This is a genomic window from Magnetospirillum fulvum (assembly GCF_900108475.1).
Classification (GTDB): Bacteria; Pseudomonadota; Alphaproteobacteria; order Rhodospirillales; family Magnetospirillaceae; genus Phaeospirillum; species Phaeospirillum fulvum_A.
Window position 1 is genome coordinate 166,185 of the sequence record NZ_FNWO01000005.1, and the last position, 25,192, is coordinate 191,376.

Annotated in this window: 17 protein-coding genes; 9 read left to right on the top strand and 8 right to left on the bottom strand. The window is 64.8% G+C overall.

The features are described 5' to 3' along the window. Positions 1-50 precede the first annotated feature (50 nt). Positions 51-1,721 carry a methyl-accepting chemotaxis protein gene (locus tag BLW40_RS07690; RefSeq protein ID WP_074767167.1) on the bottom strand — a complete coding sequence of 557 codons (1,671 nt, stop codon included), beginning with the start codon at positions 1,719-1,721 and terminating at the stop codon, positions 51-53. 608 nt (positions 1,722-2,329) lie between these two features. Between BLW40_RS07690 and BLW40_RS07695 the strand changes: the two genes are divergently transcribed. The 3 genes from BLW40_RS07695 to BLW40_RS07705 all read left to right on the top strand — a co-directional run bounded on the left by BLW40_RS07695 (position 2,330) and on the right by BLW40_RS07705 (position 8,058). Beyond that, on the top strand, positions 2,330-4,006 hold the full coding sequence (locus tag BLW40_RS07695) for a methyl-accepting chemotaxis protein (RefSeq protein ID WP_074767168.1): 1,677 nt from the start codon (positions 2,330-2,332) through the stop codon (positions 4,004-4,006). 198 nt (positions 4,007-4,204) lie between these two features. Beyond that, positions 4,205-6,976, top strand: coding sequence for a hybrid sensor histidine kinase/response regulator (locus BLW40_RS07700; RefSeq protein ID WP_074767169.1), 2,772 nt, complete (start codon positions 4,205-4,207; stop codon positions 6,974-6,976). A gap of 20 nt (positions 6,977-6,996) precedes the next feature. Then, positions 6,997-8,058 (top strand): HD domain-containing phosphohydrolase, encoded by a 1,062-nt coding sequence (locus BLW40_RS07705; RefSeq protein ID WP_074767170.1) that lies wholly within the window; start codon positions 6,997-6,999, stop codon positions 8,056-8,058. Between the two features lie 5 nt (positions 8,059-8,063). On the opposite strand, the gene BLW40_RS07710 is transcribed toward BLW40_RS07705, so the two are convergent. Further along, positions 8,064-8,825, bottom strand: coding sequence for a substrate-binding periplasmic protein (locus BLW40_RS07710; protein ID WP_074767173.1), 762 nt, complete (start codon positions 8,823-8,825; stop codon positions 8,064-8,066). A 113-nt stretch (positions 8,826-8,938) separates the two neighbouring features. On the opposite strand from BLW40_RS07710, the gene BLW40_RS07715 reads away from it, so the two are divergent. Continuing rightward, positions 8,939-11,545 carry a response regulator gene (locus BLW40_RS07715; RefSeq protein ID WP_074767176.1) on the top strand — a complete coding sequence of 869 codons (2,607 nt, stop codon included), beginning with the start codon at positions 8,939-8,941 and terminating at the stop codon, positions 11,543-11,545. Between the two features lie 7 nt (positions 11,546-11,552). Here the strand turns inward: BLW40_RS07715 and BLW40_RS07720 are convergent, their stop codons facing one another. Together BLW40_RS07720 and BLW40_RS07725 are read right to left on the bottom strand one after the other, a co-directional pair. Further along, positions 11,553-13,316: a FecR family protein gene (locus BLW40_RS07720; RefSeq protein WP_074767178.1), complete on the bottom strand. Its 1,764-nt coding sequence runs from the start codon at positions 13,314-13,316 to the stop codon at positions 11,553-11,555. 2 nt (positions 13,317-13,318) lie between these two features. Next, positions 13,319-14,743 (bottom strand): surface lipoprotein assembly modifier, encoded by a 1,425-nt coding sequence (locus BLW40_RS07725; RefSeq protein WP_139305534.1) that lies wholly within the window; start codon positions 14,741-14,743, stop codon positions 13,319-13,321. A gap of 610 nt (positions 14,744-15,353) precedes the next feature. On the opposite strand from BLW40_RS07725, the gene BLW40_RS07730 reads away from it, so the two are divergent. From BLW40_RS07730 to BLW40_RS07740, 3 genes are all read left to right on the top strand, one after another. Then, a complete protein-coding gene (locus tag BLW40_RS07730) occupies positions 15,354-17,420 on the top strand; it encodes a methyl-accepting chemotaxis protein (RefSeq protein WP_074767184.1) in 2,067 nt (688 codons plus the stop codon). Positions 17,421-17,604: 184 nt separating this feature from the next. Beyond that, on the top strand, positions 17,605-17,772 hold the full coding sequence (gene rpmG, locus BLW40_RS07735) for a 50S ribosomal protein L33 (RefSeq protein WP_002725389.1): 168 nt from the start codon (positions 17,605-17,607) through the stop codon (positions 17,770-17,772). A 204-nt stretch (positions 17,773-17,976) separates the two neighbouring features. Beyond that, complete coding sequence (locus BLW40_RS07740; protein ID WP_244511103.1) at positions 17,977-19,707, top strand: sensor histidine kinase; 1,731 nt, start codon at positions 17,977-17,979, stop codon at positions 19,705-19,707. Here the strand turns inward: BLW40_RS07740 and BLW40_RS07745 are convergent. Then, positions 19,682-20,539, bottom strand: a complete 858-nt coding sequence (locus BLW40_RS07745) for a LysR family transcriptional regulator (RefSeq protein ID WP_074767189.1) — start codon at positions 20,537-20,539, stop codon at positions 19,682-19,684. The genes BLW40_RS07740 and BLW40_RS07745 overlap by 26 nt on opposite strands. Positions 20,540-20,720: 181 nt before the next feature. Then, positions 20,721-21,101: an HPF/RaiA family ribosome-associated protein gene (locus BLW40_RS07750; protein WP_074767473.1), complete on the bottom strand. Its 381-nt coding sequence runs from the start codon at positions 21,099-21,101 to the stop codon at positions 20,721-20,723. 211 nt (positions 21,102-21,312) lie between these two features. On the opposite strand from BLW40_RS07750, the gene htpG reads away from it, so the two are divergent. Both htpG and BLW40_RS17370 read left to right on the top strand, forming a co-directional pair. Further along, entirely contained in the window at positions 21,313-23,187 is a 1,875-nt protein-coding gene (htpG, locus tag BLW40_RS07755; protein ID WP_074767192.1) for a molecular chaperone HtpG, read from the top strand. Positions 23,188-23,383: 196 nt separating this feature from the next. Continuing rightward, entirely contained in the window at positions 23,384-23,743 is a 360-nt protein-coding gene (locus BLW40_RS17370; protein WP_139305536.1) for a hypothetical protein, read from the top strand. A gap of 69 nt (positions 23,744-23,812) precedes the next feature. Here the strand turns inward: BLW40_RS17370 and queC are convergent, their stop codons facing one another. Together queC and BLW40_RS07770 are read right to left on the bottom strand one after the other, a co-directional pair. Further along, complete coding sequence (gene queC / locus BLW40_RS07765; RefSeq protein WP_074767197.1) at positions 23,813-24,502, bottom strand: 7-cyano-7-deazaguanine synthase QueC; 690 nt, start codon at positions 24,500-24,502, stop codon at positions 23,813-23,815. A gap of 11 nt (positions 24,503-24,513) precedes the next feature. Further along, complete coding sequence (locus BLW40_RS07770; RefSeq protein WP_074767200.1) at positions 24,514-25,056, bottom strand: aspartate 1-decarboxylase; 543 nt, start codon at positions 25,054-25,056, stop codon at positions 24,514-24,516. Positions 25,057-25,192 lie beyond the last annotated feature (136 nt).

Below are 25,192 nucleotides of genomic sequence, written 5' to 3' on the forward strand. Positions count from 1 at the left end.
AGTGTAGGTGTCCTTGGCCTTGTCGGGGCCAAGGGTGCCCGACCTGCGCCCTATTCCCGGATGCGGGCCAGCAACGCGCCGACGGCTTGATTCAACCCGGCCGCCTCGACGGTGACGCGACCGGCCCCACCGCGCAAAGCGGCGGCGGCTTGGTCGGTTTCCTCGGCATCGTGGCGCAGGTTAACGACATTGGCGGTCACCGCCTCGGTGCTGCGCGAGGCGGTCTGAACCGCCCGGGCGATTTCAGCGGCGGCGGCGCCTTGCTGCTCGACCGCGGCGGCGATCGCCGTCGCGATATCGTTGACCGAATCGATCGTCCCCAGGATCGTCTGGATCGAGGCGGCGGCGTGTTTGGCCTCGGCCTGGATCGTCGCAATCTGGCCGGAAATTTCTTCGGTGGCCTTGGCGGTCTGGGTGGCAAGCTGCTTGACCTCGCCCGCGACGACGGCAAAGCCCTTGCCCGCTTCGCCAGCGCGGGCCGCCTCAATCGTCGCATTCAGCGCCAACAGATTGGTCTGGGCGGCAATGTCGTTGATCAGGCTGACGACGGTGCCGATCCGATCGACCGAACCGGACAGACCGGCAACGAGATCGCTGCTGGTACGGGCCTCATCGACCGCCTGGCCCGACACGTCGGTCGCACGGGTCACCTGACGGCCGATCTCGCCGATCGAGGCCGACAATTGCTCGGCCGAGGCCGCCACAGCCCCCACCGACACCGATGAATCCTCGGCCGCCTGGGCGACGTCGGCGGCGCGGCTGGCGCTTTTCTGCGCGGTGACCGCCAGCGCCTCGGCAGTGGTTTCCATCTCGCCGGCCTGACCGGATAGCCGCCCGATCACCCCCCCGACCGCAGATTCGAGATCGTCGGCGATGCCGAGCACGGCAGCACGGCGGGCGGATTGAGCATCGTGAGCCGCGCGGTCATTGTCGTCCCGCAACCGGCTCATTTCGGCCAGGGAATCGCGGAACGAGGCCAAAGCGCGGGCGAGATGGCCGATTTCGCTACGGTCGCGCTCGTGACCGATCACGATCTGATGGTCGCCCGCAGCAACACTCTCCATCCCGCTGGCCAAGTGGCGCAAGGGGCGGATGATGCCGCGGGCAACGACGATGGCCCCCAGCGCGATCAGCAGCACGACGCCCCCGACCAGCCCGCCGACGACCAGCGAGCGGGCGCGGAATTCCGCCTCGACATCGTCGATATAGATGCCGGTGCCGATCACCCAGCCCCACGGCTTGAAGGTCTGGACATAAGACAGCTTGGCGGCATTGATGTCGGTGCCGGGGCGGCGTCCGAGATATTCGACAAAGCCGCCGCCGTTGCGGCGGGCGACGTCAAGAAACGAGACATACATCAACTGCCCCGCCGCGTCCTTCAGCCCCAGCACCGAGGTGCCGATCGCCTTGGCCCGGTGCGGGTGCATCAACAGCACGCCGTCGAGATCGTTGATCCAAAAATAATTGTCCCCGGCATAGCGCATCTCGCGAATGCGGTCCAACGCCTGGGTCTTGGCCGCCTCGGCGGTCAGTTCGCCCGAACGAACCCGAGCCTCGGCGGCGGCGGCGATGCTTGTCGCCAGTTCGACCACCTCGCGGGTCTTGATCCGGCGCTCTTCCATCAGACTGTCGCGGGCATTGACCAGCCCCAGAGCGGCAATGACAACCATTCCGACCACCGTCGCGACAACGATCATCGTCAGACGGACACCAATTCCCATAATGCTCTCCCTTCCTGCCCGCCTTAGAGCAGGCTTCGGAGTGAAGCTTCTATGAAATGCATCTCGATATAATACTAAACTCGTGTCAAGCTTTGACGGATACCCCAGCGGTTGCATAAGGGGGATTATCCCGATTGTTGCCATAAGGTCAGGATTAATCGCGGCAGCGGACAGATCAGACCAGATAAATGGAATTTTATTGAAGTTTGTTCGCAAACAAACTGGCTGGAATAAATGAGGAATGGTGGACGCCCCCGGCCCCGCCCCAAACGCTTGGAGCGCGGATAACAACCGGCCCAAAGCCGCTCCCTCGCCGCCGCCGACCCAAACATCTATGTCTTTAGAGTTAAACACTTTGGCTAAAAAGTAAAGAGCATCATCCCCGCCCTTTGCCGCGATCCCCCGCTGCCTTTTGTTTATATTCTGTTTACAGCGCCCTCGCCCGACGCCACGCCATGGCAACGGCGTGGCGTCGCCTGTCCGTACTGCTTGCACTTATAGGCGATATTGCCTATACCTTTGGGGTGCGGCAATTGAACCTGGGCGCCCAACCAACAACAATACTGATGCGGCGCGCAACAGCGGTTTTTCTCTCGGGGAGACCTCACATGCTGGAGAACTTTCGGGTATTCCATAAGATACTCGTGATCGTCGCCGTTCTCGGCCTTGCCATCGTCGGGCTGTCGGCCTTCTCCATCCTCTCGTTCCGAAGCCTCGGCGACGAAATGGACCTCGTCGCCCAAAGCGGACAATCGACGTTGCTGGCCGCCCGTCTCAACACCAATGTCCAGGCGATGAACGCGATTCTGGCCCTGGCCGTGATCGACCCCACCCCGACCTCGATCCGGGATGCCGAGGCGGCGCTGAAGACCGAACGCGACCTGTTCCACCAGCGTCTGGCCAAGATCCGGGAAACCAACCGCGAGGCCGACAGTCGGGCTATGATCGACGCGATCGACGCCAAGGAAGAAGCGTTCGAACGCTCGGCCGCAACAGTGCTGACCGCTGCCCGTAGCGGCGCACCGAATCTGGCGGCGGTGGCCCAGGCCAGCGCCCGCGACGCCGCCGAGGCGCGCGAGGCGGTTCGCGTCGTCTTCCGCCGCGAGGAGGAACGACAGGCCCAGACGACCCGCCAGGCCGAGGAGATGGCCCAGGTCCGTACCGTTTTGCTGATGGGCTCGTCGGCGGTCGTCCTGATCCTCGGGATCGCCCTGTGCGCGCTGATCGCCCAACGCGGGGTGTCGCGGCCGTTGCGCCGCTGCGTCGATGAAGTCGATGCTCTGGCCCGGGGCGATCTCGACATTTCCATCGCCGGAACCGGGCGCAAGGACGAACTGGGCGAGGTCGCCGTCGCCCTGCTGACCCTGCGCGACCGGTTGCGGACCAATCGCGAGTTGGAGGCAGCCGCCGCGCGCGCGGCCGAGGAAAAAATTCGCCGCGCCGCGCTGATGGGCGATCTGGTCGCCGCGTTCGACCGCACCGCCAAGGCCACGCTTCAAGACGTGTCCTCCGCCTCGGGCGAACTGGGCCAGACCTCGACCGCGCTGGAACGCGACGCTCAGGACACCGGATCGCGGGCGGCAACCGTCGCCGCCGCCGCCAACGAAGCGGCAGTCAACGTCGATACCGTCGCCGCCGCCGTCGAGGAATTGTCCTCCTCGATCTCGGAAATCTCGCGCCAAGTCACCCATTCGATCGAATCCTCGGCCCAGGCGGTCCAGGCCGCCGACCGCGCCTCGGCGTCGGTGCGGGTGTTGTCGAAAGCCGCCACCGACATTTCGGCGGTTGTCGGCCTGATTACCGACATCGCCTCGCAAACCAACCTGCTGGCGCTGAACGCCACCATCGAAGCGGCCAGGGCCGGTGAGGCGGGCAAGGGCTTTGCCGTTGTCGCGGGCGAGGTCAAGACCCTGGCCAACCAGACCGGGCGCGCCACCGAGGACATCACCCGTCAGGTCGAGGCGGTCCAGTCCCAGACCGGCGACGTCGTCGCAGCGCTCGACGACGTCATCGCCAGCATTCGCGGCATGGAGCATGTCGCCAGCCAGATCGCCGCCGCCGTCGAGGAGCAGAACGCCGCGACCCACGAAATCGCCCGCAACATCGAACAGGCCGCCGTCGGCACCGGAGAAGTGTCGGCCAACATCAACGGAATCCAAGACGCCGCCAGCCGCAACGGGGCGGGCGCGACCCAGGTCCGCCAATCCTCCCAACGCCTGACCCAGGTGTCGGAATCCCTGGGCCACGCCGTCGAAGGCTTTCTCGCTTCGATTCAACGGGCATGAGCGAGGGTGGCGGACCCTGTCGGTCGGCGGGGAAGAGACGAGGAGACGGATTCGCAACCCGGCCGCCCCCCGTCGCTCCGGTCGGGTTCGCCTTAGAAGAGAAGTCCCCGCCGCGATTTCCATGGCTTGCGGCGAGGACGGGCCGTATCGTCATCGGATCGGTTCGGACCGAGGGGAAAACGGCGCGATGGGGATGACATGCACCCTGTTCTGCTGACACAAATGCAAACGGCGTTTGGGGTCGAGTCCGAAGCGGAAGCGCTGGCCGTTTTAGAGACGGCGCGCGCGGTCGATCCCGCGACCCTGCCTCCGGCGGTGGCAACCCTGCTGGGCGGGCTCGAACCGTTATTGGCCAGCACCCAGGAAACCTATCGCCATTCCGAGGCCGCCCTGGCCCGGCGCGACCGCGACGTCCGCAACGGCTGCGAAGACTTGGGGAGAGCCTCCGCGAAGCTTGCGGACGAATCCGCCGCCAAGCTGCGGGTGATCGCCCAATTGCGCCAAAGCGCGGGAGAAATCCTCGAATCGCAGGGGCAGCCTCGCTTTGCCGCCGAGAATCTCGACCTCGAAGAGATGAGCGCCCTGATCGCCCGGTTGGTGCGCGACCGTACCGCGGTCCAGCGCGAATTGGTCCAGCAGAAATTCGCGCTGGACCAGCACGCAATCGTCAGCATCACGGATTCGCGAGGCAACATCCTTTATGCCAACGACCGATTTTGCGAGATCAGCGGCTACACCTCCGACGAACTGATCGGACAGACTCACCGGGTCGTCAAATCCGGCCTGCACAGTTGCGACTTCTACGCCGAGATGTGGCGGACGATCAATGCGGGCCGGGTCTGGCACGGCGAATTCTGCAACCGCTCGAAAAGCGGCGCGGCTTATTGGGTGGCGGCGACGATCGTCCCGATCCTCGACGAAGGCGGCCGTCCGTTCCAGTTCATCGCGATCCGCACCGACATCACCCCCTTGAAACAGATGGAAAAGGCGATGGAGATGGCGGTCGAGCGGGCCGAGGCCGCCAACCGCGCCAAATCGGAATTCCTGGCGACGATGAGCCACGAAATCCGCACCCCGATGAACGGCATCATCGGGATGACCAGCCTGTTGCTCGACACCAACCTCACCCTCGATCAGCAGCATTTCGCCAACACCGTGCGGGCATCGGCCGAGGCGCTGCTCCACATCATCAACGATATCCTCGACGTTTCGAAGATGGAGGCCGGACGGCTGGAGCTGGAACAAAGCTCGTTCGAAATCCGCCCGCTGATCGAAGGGGTCGTCGATATCCTGTCGCCACGACTGCGCGGCCGCGACATCGAACTCAGCTATCTGGTGCCGGTCGAAACGCGCGGGGTGTTCCGAGGCGACACCGGACGATTGCGCCAGATCCTGCTGAACCTCGTCGGCAACGCGATCAAATTCACCGAACGCGGCACGGTGGCGATTCTGGTCGCCGTGACCGAGGACGGGCCGGACCGGGTGACCCTGCGCGTGTCGGTCCAAGATACCGGCATCGGCATCCCCGCCGCCGCCCGCGACCGCCTGTTCGAAATGTTCTCGCAGGCCGATGCCTCGACGGCGCGGCGCTTTGGCGGCAGCGGCCTGGGGCTGGCGATCTGCCACCGCCTGCTCGCCCTGATGGGCGGTCGAATCGGCTTTGACAGCATCGAAGGAAGCGGCAGCACCTTCTGGTTCACCCTCCCGCTCGACCGCACCGACGAAACCCCGTCCGAGGATTTTCCCGACAACCCGCTGCGCGACGCCCGCATCCTGGTGGTCGATGACAACCTCACCAACCGCGAGATCTTCACCCACCAATTGCGTGCCTGGGGCGCGGCGGTGACCCTGGCCGACAGCGCCGCCGCCGGGCTGACCGACATCCGTGCCGCGACGGCACGCGGCCAGCCGTTCCAGACCGTGATCCTCGACCATCAGATGCCGGGGATGACCGGGCTTGATCTGGCGGCGGTGCTCCGGGCCGATCCGACCACGGTTGGGCTGCCGATCATGCTGGCCTCGTCGGCCGATCTCGGCACGCTCCAAGACAAAGCCGCGCCGCTGGCCCTCGACCAGATTCTGGTGAAGCCGATCCGCCAAAGCGCGCTGCTCGACAGCCTGATGACTCTGCTGGGACGCGGCCGGGCCGGACCGGACCCGATCAGCGCCGCCGTGACCGAACCGCCCCGTCCGCTCCGCTCGCTCAAGGTGCTGGTGGCCGAGGATAACGCGATCAACCAGCAGGTTGCGGTCGGGCTGCTGGCCAAGCTGGGCCACCGTGCCGACGTCGCCGACGACGGGGGCGAAGCGATCGAGCGGGTGAGCCGGGGCGATTACGATCTGGTCTTGATGGACATGCAGATGCCCCAGGTCGATGGGTTGGAGGCGACCCGGCTGATCCGGGCGCTGCCCCCGCCGAAATCCGACATCGTCATCATCGCGATGACCGCCAATGCGATGAGCGGCGACCGCGATCTGTGCCTGACCGGGGGGATGGACGATTACATCTCAAAGCCGATCGACCGCCGTCGGCTGGAACAATGCCTCGACCGCTGGATGGCCCGGCTGGCGGGGGAGCGCGACCGTCGCCACACCCAGATCCCGCCCCAGTCCCTCCACTCCCGTTCCCACCCCGCCGCCGCCAATACCCCCCCGCTGATCGACAGCGCGGCCCAGGCCGATCTGGCCGAGGCGCTGGGGGCGGATTCGTTCGCCTCGCTGCTTGCCACGTTCCGGGCCGGGATCGAAGCCCGGCTGCACGATATCGACCTCGCCGTGGCGTCGGGTGACCGCGAGGCGATCGTCAACACCACCCATTCCCTGAAAGGGGCTGCTGCCAACCTGGGCTATCTCCGCCTTGCCGAGGCCTCGGGCCGTCTCGAACACGCCGCCCGCGACGATGGCGAAACCGGAGACCTGTTGGCGATGCTGGCCCGCGCGGCGACCGAAACCGTCCAACACGCCCCTTAAGAGCCTAGAAGGTCGCCGCAATGCTGGTCCATATCGTTGACGACAATGATACCAACCTGATGCTGTTCGAGCAGATCGTGCGCCGCGTCGATGCCGAGGTCACGATCGCCTGCTATCCCGATCCGCTGACGGCTCTGGTCGATTGTTCGCGGCAGATGGCCGACCTCGTCCTGCTCGATTACATGATGCCGGGAATCGACGGACACGAATATGTCCGGCGGATGCGGGCGATGCCGGGGGCGCGCGACGTGCCGATCGTGATGATCACCGCCGCCGCCGACCGCTTCGTCCGCCAGACCGCGCTGGAACTGGGGGTGACCGATTTCCTGACCAAGCCGGTCGATCCCAGCGAGATGCGGGTGAGGGTCACCAACCTGCTGGCGCTCCGCCGCAACCACCTGCGGCTGCGCGACCAGAACCGCTGGCTGGCCGAGGAGGTCCGCCACGCCACCCGCGCGGTACTGGAGCGCGAAGAGGAATTGATCGTCCGCCTTGCCAAAGCCGCCGAATTCCGCGATCCCGAGACCGGCAGCCACATCGTCCGGATGGCGCATTATTCCCGGCTGATCGCCTGCGGATTAGGGCTGCCCGACGATCTGTGCCAACTGATCTTCAAGGCCGCGCCGATGCACGATGTCGGCAAGCTGGGAACCCCCGACATGATCTTGCTGAAACCGGGGCGGCTTGACGATGCCGAAATGGAGGTGATGCGCCGCCACCCGGTGATCGGCCACGCCATCTTGTCGGGCAGTTCGTCGCACTTGATCCAATTGGGGGCCGAGATCGCGATCACCCATCACGAAAAGTACGATGGAACCGGCTATCCCTATGGCATCGCGGGGGAAAACATCCCGATTTCCGGCCGGATCGTCGCCGTCGCCGACGTGTTCGACGCCCTGACCTCGCGCCGCCCCTACAAACCGGCCTGGGAGATGGAGCGGGCCAGACTCTATGTCAGCGACAATATCGGACTCCATTTCGATCCGCGCTGTGTCGAGGTGTTCCTGGCGGCGTGGCCCGAGATCCTCGACATCAGAAGCCGCTTCGCCGATCCGGTCGAGCCGGAGCGATCCCTCGTTTGACCGTGTCAGCGCCCCCGGTCGCGCAGCCCGTACCACGCCAGAATTCGATCCAGTTCCCCCGTGGCGCGCAGGGTGCGGACCCCGGAATCGAACAGACGGGCCAAGTCCTTGCCCCGCCCGTTGCGCCGCGAGAAGGCGATATAGAGGGCACCGCTCTCGATTCGCCCCGCCACCCGGATTCGGTTGGCGTCGGGCCAGGTCTTCAGCCGGTACAGCAGCACGATTTCGTCCTCGATCACGGTATCGATCCGCCCCGCCACCAGCTTGCGCAGGTTGCGGTCGAGCGCGCTTTCCCCACCCAGCGCCTGAATCTGATCGCGATGAGTGGCCATCCAGGGATCGAGCGCGGGCGAGTAGCTGTAGCCCTGGACCGCGCCGATGGTCCGCTCTTCCAGCGAATCGAGCCCGCCCAGGGTCCACGGATCGTCGTGACGAACCGCAAAGGCATAATAATTGCGGCCAAATCCTTCCTGGGGCAGGTCCAACGCGGCGGCACGGCTGGCCAGAGTGCCGACGATTCCGTCGAGGCGGCCCTCAAGGGTGTCGGACATCGCCCGGGTCCACGACATCCCGCGATAGGTCACGGTCAGCCCCGACAGGGCAAAGGCGCGGCGGGCGACCTCGACCATATAGCCGGGATGCACTGGATCGCCGGGGCAGGTATGGGGGCACCAGGGATCGGAGGCCAGTTCGACCGTCCGGGATTCCGCCATCGTCTGGACGGGCAGCGACGCCAGGATCAGCGCGGCAAGCAGCAAGCCCTTCATGGCGGTTCCTCCCTGTCCCGGTCGGTGGCATTCTATCCTAAATCGGCTCCGATAATCGCCAGGCGAGTCACATGACGCAGTCACCGTCTTCCACTCCGCCAGACAGAACCGGGATGCGCCTTCTTCCGCTGGGCAGCATCGCGCTGCTTGCCGTTCTCGGCGGGGCCTTTCTGGCGATCACCGTCCTCGGCCTGACCGGGTTGTGGGAGATGCGCGAAGCCGGGTTGAAGACCCTGGCGACCGAGATCAACCGTACCGCTTTGTTCACCGCGCGCTCGCTGTCGCGGCCGATTTACGATTTCGATTACGATCTGGTGACGGCCCAGCTCGACGCCTTGCGCTCCGATCCCGAGATCGTCGCCGTCATTGTCTACGATACCGAAGGCGACCAGATCGGCTTTGTCGATAACGGCCGCCCCGTCGATCCCGAATTGGTGGTCAGCCTGCCGGTGATCCACCAATCCAGCGAAGGACCGATGCCGGTCGGGCGGATGAAGATCTTTTATTCGCGCGATACGCTCGACGCCACGATCCAGCAGGCCACGCTGGAGGGCGCCGTGGCGCTGTTCGGCGCATTCCTGTTCCTCGCCAGCTTCATCGTCATCACCTTCCGCAGCCTGACCTATCCGATCTGCGACGTCAGCACGGCGATGCTGCGGCTGGCACGGGGCGAGGATGTCGCCGAACTCCCCGCGCTGACCCGCAAGGACGAAATCGGCGACATGGCCCGCTCGCTCGACGTGTTCCGCCGCCACGCCCGCGAAATCCTTCGGCTTCAGGAAGAAAAAGCCGCCGAACAGATCGTCCGCGAAGGCGAACAACACCTGCGCCTGATCCTCGAATCGATGCCGGTGATGATCGTGCTGCTGTCGCGCCGCGACGGAACGGTGATCTATGCCAACCCGCTGATGCAGGACGCGGTGCTGGGAGCCGGGTCCGACCCGCGCGGCATTCCCGCCACCACCTTTCTCGACGCCGCCTCGTGGAACGAGGTCGAAGCCGTCGCGCTCGACCACGCGCTCGACCGCGAAATCCTGTTCCGCCGCCATGACGGCGCGACCTTCTGGGGGATGGTGTCGGGACGGACGATCGAGATCGGCGGAGACGAGGCACTGTTGCTCGGCATCAATGACGTCACCGACCTGCGCCGCGCCCGCGACGCCCTGATCGCCGCCAAGGACGAGGCGGAATCGGCAACCCGGGTCAAATCGGAATTCCTGGCGACGATGAGCCACGAAATCCGCACCCCGATGAACGGCATCGTCGGAATGACCGACCTGATACTCGACACCCCCCTGACCGAGACGCAGCGGCGGATGGCCGACACGATCTACGCCTCGGCGGAATCCCTGCTGACGATCATCAACGATATTCTCGATTACTCGAAGATCGAGGCCGGGCATTTCGACATCGACGAACAGCCGTTCCGCTTGCGCGCGATGGTCGAAGGTGCGATCGACATCGTCAGCCCGCGCCTGAAGGACAAGCCGGTCGATCTGCTGTTCTCGATCGCCCCCGAAGCCGACGCCACCTTTGTCGGCGATGAGGTCCGCATCCGCCAGATCGTGCTGAACCTGCTTGGTAACGCGGTCAAATTCACCGAGACCGGCACGGTGCGGCTGCACGCCGATTTCGTCGATGAGGCCCTTGTTCTCGCGATCGAGGATACCGGCATCGGCATCCCGGCGGCGGCGCAGGACCGGCTGTTCGACAAATTCATCCAGGCGGATTCCTCGACCTCGCGCCGGTTCGGCGGCACCGGCCTGGGGTTGGCGATCTCGCGCCGTCTGGTCGAGGCGATGGGGGGCGATGTCGGCTTTTCCAGCACCGAGGGCAAGGGGAGCACCTTCCGCATCCGTCTCCCCCTGGTGCGGTCGGAACCGCCCGCCCCGCTCGAACGGAAGCTGGCCGGGCTGTCCTTGCTGTTGGTCGATGACGGCATCCTGGCCGCCGCCCTGCTGGCCGACGAGCTGACCGCGCAAGGGGCCACCGTCTCCCGCGCCGCCTCGGCCCCCGAAGCCCTCGCCGCGGCACGGGCCGCCCATAGCGGAGGAAAGCCGTTCGATGCGCTGGTGGTCGATCACGACATGCCGTTCGTCACCGGAACCGATCTGCTGGTGATGCTGAAGGCCGACCCGGCCTTTGCCGCCACCCGCTGCGTTCTGTTGCTTCCCGTGTCGGATTCGCCGACCCGCGCCATCGCCGAAACGCTGGGCAATGTCGTCGTCACGGCAAAGCCGGTCCACGTCCAGCGGCTGGTCCGTGACCTGACCGCGACCACCGTGACGGCCGATGCGGGGCCAGCAACGACAGCGGCGGCACGCCCGGCGGCGGGGCCGTCCTTGCGGATTCTGCTGATCGAGGACAACCGGATCAATCAGGAGGTGGCGCGCGGCTTTCTCACCTCGCTCGGTCACCGCGTCGAGATCGCCGCGGACGCGGTCGAGGGAGTCGCGATGGTGGTCCGCGGCGGCTTCGATCTGGTGCTGATGGATGTCCAATTGCCCGACATGGACGGCTATCAGGCGACGAAACTGATTCGCTCGCTCGACGGCCCGCAGGCGCGGGTGCCGGTGATCGCGATGACCGCCAACGCGATGGAGGGCGACCGCGAGCGCTGCCTTGCCGCCGGGATGGACGATTACCTGTCCAAGCCGATCCGCCGCCCGGTGCTGGCCGCCACCCTGGCCCGGTGGAGCGGCAACGCGAAAGCGGTCTGAGTGCGGCCTATTTCTTCGCCCCGAACGATCCGACCAGACTGACCGGCATACTGCCATGGTACGAATCGGCTGAATTGTTCATCGCGTAAGTTCCGGCCACTTCGGCGGCATTGGCCCCGTTGAAGCCGCCGGCAAAGCTGCCGGTCGAGGTGGTGGTGACCGCCGACCGGGTGATCGACCCGGTCGCGGTGCCACCGCTGAACGCGGTGCCACTGATGCTGCCGTTACTCAGGCTGATATTGCCCATCGTGACGCCCGAAAGCGAGGTGGTCAGCCCGCTCAAGGTACCGCTGATCGAGCCCGCGGAGAAATTGGCGGTCAGGCTGGCGCTGCCTGCGAAGCTCCCCGCCACCGCACTCGTTCCAGTCCCGATCGCGACATAGCCGACGGTGCCGCCGGAATAGGTCGCCGATCCCGAACTCGGCATCTGCACCGACGGTGTCGGGATGCCCGTTCCGATCGCGGTATAGGCGTAGGTCGTATTGAAGTCAGAGCTGTGCGAATCGACGAAATACCCATAAGCGGAATAGATCAGACCGGCGACGCTGCGATAATCGTAAAATCTGCGATCTCCGCTGCCATAATACGTTCTGATATTCGTCCCGAAATCGTGAAAGACCGACGATAGAGAAACCGGATTTGAATCGAAGCTGGTCAAACGGACGCCCGAGCTCGTGTAGGCGAACGACTTGGCTCCGGGATCCGACGTGAGCAGGCTATAGCTATGAGCCGTATCCGTCCCCGTTGCGTAGGCGACGTCCCGCAGGGTCTGGTAATTGGTCCCGAACGTATAGGGCAACGCCGTCCCAACCGAGTCGTCCAGAGTCCGGGCCGCGACCTGGTTGACCTGGGCGACCGCCGAGGTTCCGACCAGATTCATCGTCATAAACGGGGCCAGGGAATTCTCGCTGCTGGAAACGACGTTGGCGAACAGCAAGCCCACCGCCCCCGCCTGCCCGCTGAGTTCCCCGGCCGAAAACTCCCCCCCTCCGGTCGTCAGCGGGGTCTCAGGCGTGCCCCAGACCACCGAACCACCGCCGGACGACGGGGGCGCGGGAGTGGGGGGCAGCGCCGTACTGAGCGCGGGCGGCGCGGTCAGCAGCTGAATCTGCGCGGGCGTCAGCACCGTCGGCGGCGACGGCGGCTGACCGAGAAGCAGAGTCGTCCCATAGCCGGTCCGGGTGATATCGACCGTCCCGAGCGGCGTGCTGACGGCGATCGCGCCGTGGGCGGAGGCGCTGTTGGTCTGACTGCCCGGCCCGAGCAGGGCGACCAGGATCGCCCCCGGGCTGACGATTCCGCCGACGATGGTGCCGCGAATGCCGATATTGCCCATCGGAACGCGGATATTGACGTTTTCAGGCCTAGCCTGGGCAACCTGCCCGCTGATGAAGCGGAACGCGCCCTGCTCGACGCCAACCGAAATTTTTCCATCCGCGGCGGTAGGGCCAAACGAAATTTCGTCCACCGTCATCCGGGCGTTTTCGCCCAGGGTGATGATGGTCTGGTCGAGCAGCATCAATTGGACCCGCCCGCCCGGGCCGGTCACGATCTGGTCGCCCTGATAGATCGGATCGCCGCTGCCGATCTGGCGGCCGACAGCCCGGCGATCGGGGGCGACCGCGGCGGAGGCCAGCAGCACCGAGCCGGTCAGCCCGCCCGCGTTGCCGATCAGGGCCCCCTCGCTCTCGGGCTCCGCCGCCGCGACCGGGCCGGACAGGGCCAGCACCGACGCCAGCGCCGCCGTGACACTGTAAGAGGCTTGGCGCATGCTCAGAACTCCCACCGCTTGGACACCAGCATCTGGCTCCGCAGATTGGCATAGGTATAGTTGGGCAGGTTCGACAGCGCGCGATAATACTCGCCGGTTACCGAGAAGACGACGTCGCGCATCTCTTCGGGGGCGTCGAAGCCGACCAACTCAGTCACCGTCCCCGCCGGGATGCCATAGGTCAGAGTGACGCGCCCGTCGCGGTCGCGCCTCGTCTGCGCGCTGAAGGTCGGATTGTTCTGGTCATAGACCGCGACGCCGACTTCGCCGATTGCGGAAACGAACTGCCCCCGGCCCAGCAGCCACGTATCGCCCAGCCGCGCCGCCCAGCGGTCGTTCGACATATAATTGGCGGCGGCGTTGCGATGGCCATAGCCCAGCGACATCGTCACGTTGTGGGCTTCGTGAGGACGCCACACCCCGCCCACCCACGAGGTGAAGAGAACGCCGCTGCTGTCGGTCGCGACCCGGTCGGACGAAATGTTGTGGAAGACCTGGCGGTCGAGCCGCAGCGTGGTGAACGCTTCCCACGCCGGGGCGAGCCGGTAGGTGAACCGCCCATCCAGCCCGTAATCGCTGAGATAATAATCGTCGGTCATCGCCATGCTGTTCCAGAACGCGCCGATCTGAGCCCCGACCGGCCCGTCGGCATAGCGCATCCCGGCATTCGCCCCACCGGCGACGGTGTCGTAGGTCTTCAGGGTCGATTGGCGGTCGCCCAGCAGGTTCAGCCCGCCGAACAGCGACAGGCGCGGATCGGTACCGAGATCGTAATCGAAGTCATAGCCCAATACCCCGACCCGGCCCCAATCGGCCCGCTTCTCGGCGCTCCCCTCCAGGGTGAAGGGCAGATCGTTGATCAGGATCATTCCCGAACTGGTCGAGGAATTGCGGTTGGAATCGAAATGGCTGCCCAACGCGACGGAAATCGACTGACGCAGCCGCTTGGTCCGTTGCTCGATCAGGGCCAGCACCTGATCGCGCTCGGCCCGCTGGGATGCCGTCAATTGGGCCGGGTCGGTCGCGTCCAGTTCCCGTTTCGCCGTCGTGGTGTCGTCAAGCCGGAACAGCACCAGACCCAGCACCAGCCGCGCCTCGGCCGCGTCGGGATAGCGCATCAAGATCCGTTCCAGCGTCGCCGAGGCCCCCAACAGATCGCCCCGCTTGATCTGGGTCCGTGCCCAGGCGGCGTTCAATCCGGGATCGTCGGGATTGCGCCGCACCTGGTCCCAGGTGACTTCGGGACCGGCGGTCAGGCCCTGCTCCATCGCGGCACGGGCGGCCGCGTCGGTTCCGCGCACGCTCTCGGACAGCCGACGCTGGTCGTCCAGGGCATGTTCCGAACTGGCCGGCTGTGCCCAGGCCGAAGAGGAAACCAGGGCCGTCACCGCCACCGGCACGGCCAACATCACGCTGCGCGCTATCACCTTAAGAGCCCCCTGCCCCAGCCAGACATCGAACACCTGATATCGTCAGTACCACAGACAATTAGAAGAAACGATTGACCTTAAATCAATTATTTCGCTTCCAACATGCCACTCCGCCCGACGAAAACAGCACCGCGACACAAAAGGGTAATGTGCGGCTCCCATACACCCCGAGTTTTATACCGACATCCAATCGGATCGAAAAGAGGAACAGTAGCCCCCGACCGCCCGGTCGCTTGCCAGAACTCGCTCGCCGCCCCGGGAGTGCCCCAGTTTCAAATCGGGAGGGTGCCGGTGATCATGCCCCGCCACCCCGATAGGCCGAGCCCCGTCCATCACTTTAGATATGGACAAAACCTAGCCACAAGTAATAAATTCATCGGGCGCGGACGTGTTTCGGCGACGGTCGCGCAGGGATTTGGCGTGACAGGGCTCATCGGAGTGAGACCCACGCCACAGCCGGCCCCGTGCCTGAATGGGCATTATCTGTATGCGCATTTTCGGGCTCGGACATAGAGCGGTACCATGCCCGATGTATGGGGAGCAGGCCTCCTGATAACCCGGGAAGATCTGCCGCATTTGGACGCAATCTGGGATCTGGGGGTTTCGAATGTCGATCAAGGGTTTTGTCTCTGCGTGTCTGACGGCGATCAGCGCCTTTCTGATTATCATGGCCGTCCTGTTGTTCATCGACAATTGGCGCGACTTGCGCTCCTCGGACGATGCGGCCGATCTGGTCAATCTGCTGCACGCGACGACCCAGGTTTCCGAAGCCCTCGCGCCCGAGCGCGGCGCGACCAGCGTCGCCCTGGACGGAGACGAGGCCACCCGCAAGACCCTGTCCGACAGCCGCGCCCGGGTCGACAAGGCCTTCGATCGCATCACTCAAATCGCCGACACCTCGTCGTCCGCAGACTATCGCGATGCCATCGCCAAGCTGAAGGCGATCCGCACCGATCTGGCCGCGTGGCGGACCAAGGCCGATGCCGAAATGGGCGGCGACCGCCAGAAGACCGAGGCGTTCCGCAAGGAATTCTTCACCGCGATGTTCGGGATGCTGAACACGGTCGGGCGGATCAACGCCAGGATCGAGCGGCGCCTGAGCAGTCTCGACGCCGAAGTCGCCTATCCGGCCGCGCTGGCCACCGCCACCTGGACCCTGCGCGATCAGGCCGGACGGCTTTCGACGATGCATATCAGCGCCATCACTTCGGGCAAGCCGTTCACTCCGGAGAACCTGCGCGAGATCGACACCACCCTGGGCCGCATCCGCCAATTGTGGGATCGCCTCCGCGAACAGGCCGACGGGGACGACAGTCCGGCGATCCTGCGCAATGGCATCGCCAAGGTCGAAGACGGGTTCTTCACCCCGTTCAAGCCGTTGCGCGAGCGGGTCGCCAAGGCGGGGATGAGCGACGGGGTCTATGACCTCGATCAGGTCGAATGGCGGCGTCTGAGCGGACCGATGCTGCAATCAATCATGCTGATGCGCGACGCCGCGATCGAAGAAGCCTCGCGAGTCGCGGCCGAGAACCACGCCCATGCTGGCCGCAACCTGCTGCTGATCGGGCTGCTGCTGGCGGCGGCGACGGCGACACTGGTGGCGGCGATCATCGGCATCAACCGCCGTGTCGTCCTTCCGCTGGCCCGCCTGACCGGGATCATCGACGAATTCGCCTCGGGCTCGCGCAGTTTCACCGTCCCCTATACCGACCGCAACGACGAAACCGGCCGGATGGCCAAGGCGATCGAGATCCTGCGCGACAAAGCGTTGGAAGCCGACGACCGGGCCAAGGCCGAAGCCGCCGCCGCCCGTGCCCGCGACGAACGCCGCTTGCGGGTCGAAACCGTCACCAACGGCTTTGTCGAATCGATCGACACCGTGGTCGGCGGGGTCTCGACCGCGATCGACGGACTTCGTACCGCGACCGAGACGCTGTCGGCGACCTCGGCCACCACCACCGAACAATCGAGCGTCGTCGCCGCCGCTGCCGACAATGCCAGCGCCAACGTCCAGACCGTCGCCGCCGCCGCCGAGGAATTGTCGAACAGCATCCAGGAAATCTCGCGCCGGGTCAGCGAAACCGCCTCGGCGATGAGCGGCGCGGTCAACGAGGCCGAAAGCACCAGCGCCACCGTCCGCGGTCTGGCCGAGGCGGCGCGTCGGATCGGCGACGTCGTCAGCCTGATCACCGACATTGCCGCCCAGACCAACCTGCTGGCGCTCAACGCCACCATCGAGGCGGCCCGTGCCGGCGATGCGGGCAAGGGGTTCGCCGTCGTCGCGGGCGAGGTCAAGACCCTGGCCAACCAGACCGCGCGGGCCACCGACGACATCCAGGCCCAGGTCGCCGCGATTCAGGCGGAAACCGACCGGGCGGTGACCGCAATCGTGGGCATCAGCAGCACGATCGCCACCGTCAACCAATACACCATCAGCATTGCCTCGGCGGTCGAGGAGCAGGGCGCGGCGACCCAGGAAATCGCCCGCAACGTCCAGCAGGCCGCCCAGGGCACCGCCGAGGTGTCGAACTCGATCGCCCGGGTGCTGGAGGCCGAGCGGGCCACCGTCAACGCCGCCGGGCAATTATCGACCCTGGCTGACCGGCTGAACGGTGAAAGCAGCCGGTTGCGCAGCAATGTCGGCGAGTTCGTCGCCGAGGTGAAACGGGGCTGATCGGCCCGCGGTCCCGCCGCACCGCCTTATCGACGGAGGCGACGGGACCGAAAAAGGCGAGGGGGCGCACGCCGACAGGGGGCGGATGCGCCGGTCAGGGCGGTTTATCCTTGACTCCCCGCCGATCATCAGTATTGTGCGCCCCCTGACGTCCAAATCGGTAACTTCGTTCGGGATTATCGCCATGGCTAAGCCTGCCACCATCCTCATCAAGCTGTTGAGCACCGCCGGGACGGGCTTCTTCTATGTGGCGAAGAAGAACCCGCGTAAGACGACCGAAAAGCTTGAATTCCGCAAGTACGACCCCGTCGTGCGCAAGCATGTCCAGTTCAAGGAAGCCAAGATTAAGTAGCTTCCGTCGAATTGGGACGCTTTCAGAAGGGCGCTGCGTAAGCGCCCTTTTTGCTGTCCGAACGACACACCCCGGAACCGAGCCGATTGAACCCCCTCAGAGGAAAGTGGTACCCTTTCCGAGACTTAACGGAATTGGGGGCGGACTTTCTTGCCGACACATAGGTCGTCATGGCATGTGGTCGTTGCAACCTCCTTGGCCGCAGTGACCCTGGTTTGGCTTGGCGGTGCGCTCTGGCTTTGGAACGACCGCGCCGCAACGGTGCGGGTGGCCCACGAAGAACTCGCCCGGATGAGCCTCAGCGCCGCCGAACACGCCCATCGCCTGCTCTCCCTGTGCGATCTGTTCCTCGCCTCGATCGAGCCGATCGCCACCCGGACCGAACCCGAACCGGGCGATCTCGATTTGATCGCCCGGCTCAACACTCTGGTCGGCCAGGATACCGCGCTGCTCGGCCTCGCGATGGTCGATCACCAGGGGATGTTGAACAACATCGACCCCAGCCGCTCCAACAAACCGGTCTTTGTCGGCGACCGGGCCTTCGTGACCGAGGCGCGGGTCGGCCGGATCATCGTCGCCCCCCCGGTCAAAAGCCGAATTTCCGGCCGCTGGGTGCTGCCCCTGGTCCGCCAGGTCGCCGACAGCCAAAGCCCGGTCGCCGTCCTGATGGCCGCCATCGACGTCGCCGCGCTCGAACGCCATTACGACACCATCCGCCACAGCGTCGGCGGCGCGATCACCTTGATGCGCGACGACGGGACCGTGCTGATCCGTTCGCCCTCCCCTCCGGACAGCGAGCGGGTTCGCACTCTGACCGACGCCCCTCTCTTCAGCAACGCCAACGCTCAAGGCGTGGACGAGGGTCAGTTCGACGGGCTTTCTCCCTTCGACGGAATCGACCGCCTGGGCTCTTTCAAACGGATCCGCTCCTTCAATATCGGCGTCTCGGTCTCGCTCACCCGCGATGCGGTGCTGGAACCGTGGTGGCGACGGGTCTGGCTGGTGCTGACCGGAGCGGTCCTGATCTCGCTGGCGATCGCCATCGCCGCCACTCTGATCCTGCGCCATCTGGCCTCGCTCCGGGCCGAAGCGGTCACCCTGGAGAACCGGGTCGAGGACCGCACCCGCGCCCTCAAACAATTGCTCGACCGGCGCCAACAGTTCCTGGCCGGGGTGTCGCATGAACTGCGCTCGCCCTTAAACGCGATCCTGGGTTTTTCCGACGCCCTGCTGCTGGGGATACGCGGTCCGGTCCCGCCCGAACAGACCGAGTATCTGAAGGACATCCACCGCTCGGGCCAGCATCTGCTGTCGCTGGTCAACGATCTGCTCGACAGCGCCGCGATTGATGCGGGCAGTCTGCAACTGGACCAAACCACCTTCCCCGCCACCGAGATCGTCGGCGAGACGACGCGGCTGATCGCGCACGCGGCCACCCAGCGCGGCATCGACATCGCCACTCGGATCGAACCGCCCGATCTGACGCTGTTTGGCGACCGCCGACGCCTGCTTCAGGCCGTGCTCAATCTATCGGTCAACGCGGTCAAATACGGCCGCGAGGGGGGAAAGGTCGAGATCAGCGTCGCCCTCGACCCGACGGGAGGGTGTCTGATCGGTATCGCCGATGACGGGGCCGGGATCAGTGCCGAGAATTTGCGCCTTGCCCTCGCCCCTTATGGCCGGGTCGCCCCCCACGGCGCAAGTGGGGCCGGATACCCAAACGAAGGGACCGGGCTTGGCCTGCCCCTCTCGATCGGCATTGTCGAATTGCATGGCGGCGCGCTGACCCTGCACAGCGAACCGGGTCGCGGCACCCGCGCCACGATCCGTCTCCCGCCGAACCGAGTGCGGACGGGGCCGTCCCGCGCGGGCGGCATGGCGGACGCGGGTCCGTCCATCCCAGCCGGGATCAATCTTCCTGTTCAAGCGAGGTGACGTAGCGCAGCCCGTCCAACGCGGTCGAAAACCAATCTTCGCGGGTTTCGTCCTCGGCGCAGACCAGATAGGCCGGGCGGCGGAATTCCGGCACGCCGCCGACTTCGAACAGCCGACCGGCAGCGAGATGGGGCCGGGCCACCCGCATCGGGAAATAGCCGGTGCCGCCATGGGCCAGGATGTGCTGCAACCCCATCGCCCCCAGCCCGACCGAAACGGCGGGAGTCTTGAGATCGGGGAAGGCCTGACTGTGGGCGGCGCGGAAATCCGGCCCCCAATCGACCAGGACGTAATCGTCATCCCATTCCTGGGCGGTGCGCCGCCGGGTCGAGACCAGCACTAGCCGCTCATCGACCAGTTTTTCGATATGCAGACCGGGGCGGCTGGTCGGCGAATACATCACGCAGACGTCGAGCAGGCCTTCGATCAGCTTGCGCATCAGCCCGTCGGACAGCCCGACCTCGACCCGGAGCGCGACATCGGGCATCGCGGTCCGCATCCAGGGAATCCACTGCACCAGCAGCCGGTCCCACAGCGACACCTCGCCTCCCACCGTCAGCACGGTGCGGAAGCCGGGCGGCAGCGCCAATTCCTGGCGCGCCTGCTCCCACACCCGGACCATAGTGGTGGCATAGCGGCGGAACTGCATTCCGGCGGCGGTGAGCTGGGTTCCCGATTTCGAGCGGACGAACAGCGGACGCCCCAACTCATCCTCCAGCGCCTTGATCCGCATGCTGACGGTCGATTGAGTCACCGACAGACGCTCGGCCGCCCGGTTGAAATTCCCGGTATCGACGATTTCAAGAAAGGTGCGGGCGAGATCGATATTCATGGCGGTTCCGTTCGGCGACGGCGGATGCCGCGCTGCAAAATCGCCTGTGTTCTACCTGAAGCGGCGGGCGGCATCAACCGCCCTACCGTGTCACATCAATTTTCTTGATGGATGGGCCGAACTCCCATCCGCCCTCCTCCCCGCCGGGGCGGACAGGGGGGCGGAGCATCGGCTGGATTGGTCAGACTTCGGCGATAGCGCCAGAGTTGGCGCGCGTCTTGACGTCGCCACGCTGGCGAGCGGCGTAATCCTTCAGCTGACGTTCGATCGAATCGAACGCCTCGCGCAGGGCGACGAAGATGTCCTCGTTCTCGTGAATGTCCTTGGGGTCGCGCTTGACCACCAGATCGGCACCGGGCACCGCCAGACTGACGCGAATATGGAAGGGCTCTCCCTTGCGGTGGAGATTCGACGTATTGCGATGGTGAACCTCAATCACCACCCGACACGAGGTGATCCGGTCAAAAATGACCTGCAACTTGCTTATCTTCTCGCGGATACGGGTCTCGACGGCGTCGGAATGATCAATACCGTGGAAGGTGATCTGGAGGGGAATCTGCATCAACGTCTCCATTCTAATCGGTAACATACCCGTCTTACCGCAATCGGCTCGCGGACCCGTGAGCGGGAACGGGAGCCCCCCGGTACGGAACGTCGGAACGTCCTCTCGGGTGGAACCATTGTTTCGGAGAATCGATACACTTGCAACCTTCGCCCGCTCGCCGCATATCAGGTCGCCTCGAGTTTCATCACTTTTACGGAGACGTTCCCCCATGGCCGAAGAGACGCGGCAATTTCAGGCGGAAGTCGGCAAGCTGCTCGACATCGTCGTTCACTCGCTTTATTCGAACAAAGAGATTTTCCTGCGCGAATTAATCTCAAACGCTTCGGATTCCTGCGACCGGCTGCGCTATGCCGCGCTGACGCGCCCCGAGCTGCTGGGCGACGACGGAACCGGCTTTCGCATCCGTCTGATCCCCGATACCGAGGCGGGCACCCTGACCATCGCCGATAACGGCCTGGGCATGGATCATGACGAGCTGATCGCCAATCTGGGCACCATCGCCAAGTCGGGCACCTCGGAATTCCTCAACCGCCTGACCGGCGACGCCCGCAACGATGTCAGCCTGATCGGCCAGTTCGGCGTCGGCTTCTATTCCGCCTTCATGGTCGCCGACCGCGTCACCGTCACCTCGCGCAAGGCGGGCGACGCCAGCGGCTGGTGCTGGAGTTCGGACGGCAAGGGCGAGTTCACCGTCGCCCCCGCGCCCGAGGCCGAGCGCGGCGCCGCGATCACCTTGCATCTGCGCGAGGATTCCCGCGAATTCCTCGAAGCGTTCCGGCTGAAAGCGGTGGTAAAGCGCTATTCCGACCACATCGCGATCCCGGTTCTGCTGAAAGAGGCCGACAAGGACGAGGAGCCGATCAACTCGGCCAGCGCCCTGTGGACCCGGCCGAAATCCGAGATCACGCCCGAGCAGTACAAGGAATTCTATCACCACGTCGCGCACGCCTTCGACGAGCCGTGGGCGACGCTGCATTACAAGGCGGAAGGCGCGATCGAATATACCGGTCTTTTGTTCCTGCCTTCGACCAAGCCGTTCGACATCTTCAACCCCGAGCGCAAGCAGCATGTGAAGCTCTATGTCCGCCGGGTGTTCATCACCGACGATTGCGAAGAGCTGCTGCCGCCTTACTTGCGTTTCGTCCGTGGCATCGTCGATAGCCAGGATCTGCCGCTGAACGTCAGCCGCGAGATGCTCCAGCACAACCCGATCCTGGCCAAGATCCGCACCGGTCTGGTCAAGCGCATCCTGGGCGAACTGAAGCGCAAGGCCGAAGCCGAAGACGGCGATTACCTCACCTTCTGGGACACCTTCGGCGCGGTGCTGAAGGAAGGTCTGTACGAGGATTTCGAGCGCCGCGACGACATCCTCGACCTCTGCCGCTTCCGCTCCACCGCCTCTGACGGCTGGGTGTCGCTGGCCGACTATCTCGGCCGGATGAAAGAGGGGCAGGAGGCGATCTACACCATCGCCGGTGACGACCTCGCCGCCCTCAAGAAAAGCCCGCAATTGGAAGGCTTCGCCGCCAAGGGCGTCGAGGTGCTGCTGCTGACCGACCCGATCGACGAATTCTGGGTCTCCTCGGTCGGCGAGTATAAGGACAAGCAATTCCGCTCGGTCGCCGCCGCCGGGGGCGATCTGTCGAAGGTCAAGGCCGACGAAAACGCCGAGACCCCCAAGGAAGACGAGGCTCCCAGCGACGAAATCGCCACCCTGATCGAAGCGGTCAAGCTGGCGCTGGGCGATAAGGTCAAGGACGTCCGCGCCTCGGAACGTCTGACCGAATCCGCCGTCTGCCTCGTCGCCGCCGAGGGCGAGATGAGCATGCATCTCGAAAAGCTGCTGCGGGCGCACCGTCAGGTCGAGGCCGAGCGGCCCCGCATCCTCGAACTCAACCCCCGCCATGCCCTGATCAAGGGGCTGGCCCACCGGGTCAAGACCGGCGGCACCGGGCCTTTGGTCGAGGATATCGCCGCTCTGCTGTTCGATCAGGCCCGCATCGTCGAGGGCGAGCCCCCGGCCGACCCCGCCGCCTTTGCCCGCCGTCTCGTCGCGGTGATGGAAAAGGGCCTGGGTGCCTGACCATAAAAAAGGGGCGGAGGAAACTCCGCCCTTTCTCCTTTTAGATCGCCTCCCCCTGCCCACCAGAGCGACACAACATCGCGCTACCCCTGCGAAAGGGTTTGATTTATCGTGATAAAATCACGGTCGTGCAAGGCTCTGGGGTAATAGCCGGAATCGAAAAAGCCTGGCAGGGTTAATTTGGGAGGGGTATTTAATGAAGCTAATAGCTGCTGCTGCGCTCACCATAGGATTGGCATTGGCTGGGTGCTCTCCTCCCAGCACCGGCGTTCAGATCAGAGCAGAACAACTGTCTGATTTTCAGAAGGGGAAGACGACATACCAGGAAGTCATTTCCCGACTTGGGCCGCCATCCAACACGATGATTTCAAGCGACGGAAAGAAAACTATTAGTTACTTTTACAGTAAGACAAATGTCGATCCGAAGGCTTTTATCCCGATCGTCGGAACGCTGATGGCTGGCGGAGAAACGCATTCTAATTCGGTCGAACTTGAATTCTCGAAGGAGGGAATTCTGACCGATTACACGGCCAGCGAAGGCCATCAGAAATTCTAAAGTCCAGCCTGATATCTGCTCGGGTTTGTCACCCTTTCCCCTCTGACCTCGTCAGAGGGGAAAGGCCACCTACACGTAAGGGGCCGGGTCGGACAGACCGGCATCGGCGAAGCCCTTCAGCCGCAGCCGACAGGAATCGCACTGACCGCAGGCGCGGCCCTGGGGATCGGGGTCGTAGCAGGTCGAGGTGATCGCGTAATCGACCCCCAATTCGAGCCCCCGGCGGATGATGTCGGCCTTGGTCAGGTCGATCAGCGGGGTGTGCAGGGTCAGCCGCCGCCCCTCGACCGCCGCCTTGGTCGCCAGATTGGCCATCGTCTCGAACGCCTGGATGTAATCCGGACGGCAATCGGGATAGCCGGAATAATCGACGGCATTGACACCGACGAAGATGTCGGCGGCGTCAATCACCTCGGCAAAGGCCAGGGCGAACGACAGCATGATGGTGTTGCGGGCCGGGACATAGGTGACCGGGATATGGCCGTCGGCCATCTCGGCCTCGGCCCGGCCCTTGGGCACGGCAATATCGGCGGTCAGGGCCGAGCCGCCGAACACCCGCAGATCAATATCGGCGATGCGGTGGTCGGCAACCCCCTGGGCGGCGGCGACGCGGCGGGCGGCCTCGATCTCGACGGCGTGGCGCTGACCATAGCGGAAGGTCAGCGCCGCCGGACGAAAGCCCTGGGCGCGGGCGATGGCAAGCACCGTGGAGGAATCGAGCCCGCCGGACAGCAGGACGATGGCGGGACGCTCGCTCAAGCGCGGTCTCCTTACAAAATGAAATGCTGGGAGAGGAAGGTCTCGATCTCGTCCTCGGGCCAGCCTTTGCCCGCGAGCGCCTGACGCACCCCGGAGATATCGACATTGGGCCAGGTGTGGCAGCTTTCAACGGTCTGACGCCCGGCATCGACGATGCGGAAATCATAGGGCCGCTGCTCGCTCTGGAACACGTCGTAGGCCAGCACCTGATCGATCTGATTGTCGGGCAGGAAGGTGAGGATGCGCGGCTTGATCTCGTACAGCCGCTCGGGGCGGTCGATCAGTTCGGCCCCGGCGATGATCAGTTCATCGCCCTTCTGGCAGGTGCGGGCGGCAGCGCCGTTCAGCACGCAGCAGCGCGACCCCGGCTCGCCATAAATGACGTAGGTCGAAATCCGGGCGGCCGAGTTCTTGTTCCAGATCTCGACGAATTCCATCGGATAAAGGCCGGCCAGTTCGCACTGTTCGGGGTCCAGGGTGATTGAACCATGGTAGTTCAAATCGGCATTGGTGACGCGAATGCCGTGCAGCTTCGCGCGGATGACCTTCATCATGGGACACCATGGATAACGGGGAATGACAAAGCGCAGACGTAAACGCACACGCTCGGGTTTCGCAACATCTTAATTACGCTCGGGGGCGGATCGATTCGCCGCTTGACGCCCCCGCCACCGCTGTCGTTTGCTACCC

Coding starts and splice junctions, on each gene's coding strand:
- BLW40_RS07705 (WP_074767170.1), top strand. CDS start 6,997: ATGCTGGTCCATATCGTTGACGACAATGATACCAACCTGATGCTGTTC.
- BLW40_RS07770 (WP_074767200.1), bottom strand. CDS start 25,056: ATGATGAAGGTCATCCGCGCGAAGCTGCACGGCATTCGCGTCACCAAT.
- BLW40_RS07715 (WP_074767176.1), top strand. CDS start 8,939: ATGCGCCTTCTTCCGCTGGGCAGCATCGCGCTGCTTGCCGTTCTCGGC.
- BLW40_RS07745 (WP_074767189.1), bottom strand. CDS start 20,539: ATGAATATCGATCTCGCCCGCACCTTTCTTGAAATCGTCGATACCGGG.
- BLW40_RS07720 (WP_074767178.1), bottom strand. CDS start 13,316: ATGCGCCAAGCCTCTTACAGTGTCACGGCGGCGCTGGCGTCGGTGCTG.
- BLW40_RS07750 (WP_074767473.1), bottom strand. CDS start 21,101: ATGCAGATTCCCCTCCAGATCACCTTCCACGGTATTGATCATTCCGAC.
- BLW40_RS07730 (WP_074767184.1), top strand. CDS start 15,354: ATGTCGATCAAGGGTTTTGTCTCTGCGTGTCTGACGGCGATCAGCGCC.
- BLW40_RS17370 (WP_139305536.1), top strand. CDS start 23,384: ATGAAGCTAATAGCTGCTGCTGCGCTCACCATAGGATTGGCATTGGCT.
- BLW40_RS07690 (WP_074767167.1), bottom strand. CDS start 1,721: ATGGGAATTGGTGTCCGTCTGACGATGATCGTTGTCGCGACGGTGGTC.
- rpmG (WP_002725389.1), top strand. CDS start 17,605: ATGGCTAAGCCTGCCACCATCCTCATCAAGCTGTTGAGCACCGCCGGG.
- htpG (WP_074767192.1), top strand. CDS start 21,313: ATGGCCGAAGAGACGCGGCAATTTCAGGCGGAAGTCGGCAAGCTGCTC.
- BLW40_RS07700 (WP_074767169.1), top strand. CDS start 4,205: ATGCACCCTGTTCTGCTGACACAAATGCAAACGGCGTTTGGGGTCGAG.
- BLW40_RS07695 (WP_074767168.1), top strand. CDS start 2,330: ATGCTGGAGAACTTTCGGGTATTCCATAAGATACTCGTGATCGTCGCC.
- BLW40_RS07710 (WP_074767173.1), bottom strand. CDS start 8,825: ATGAAGGGCTTGCTGCTTGCCGCGCTGATCCTGGCGTCGCTGCCCGTC.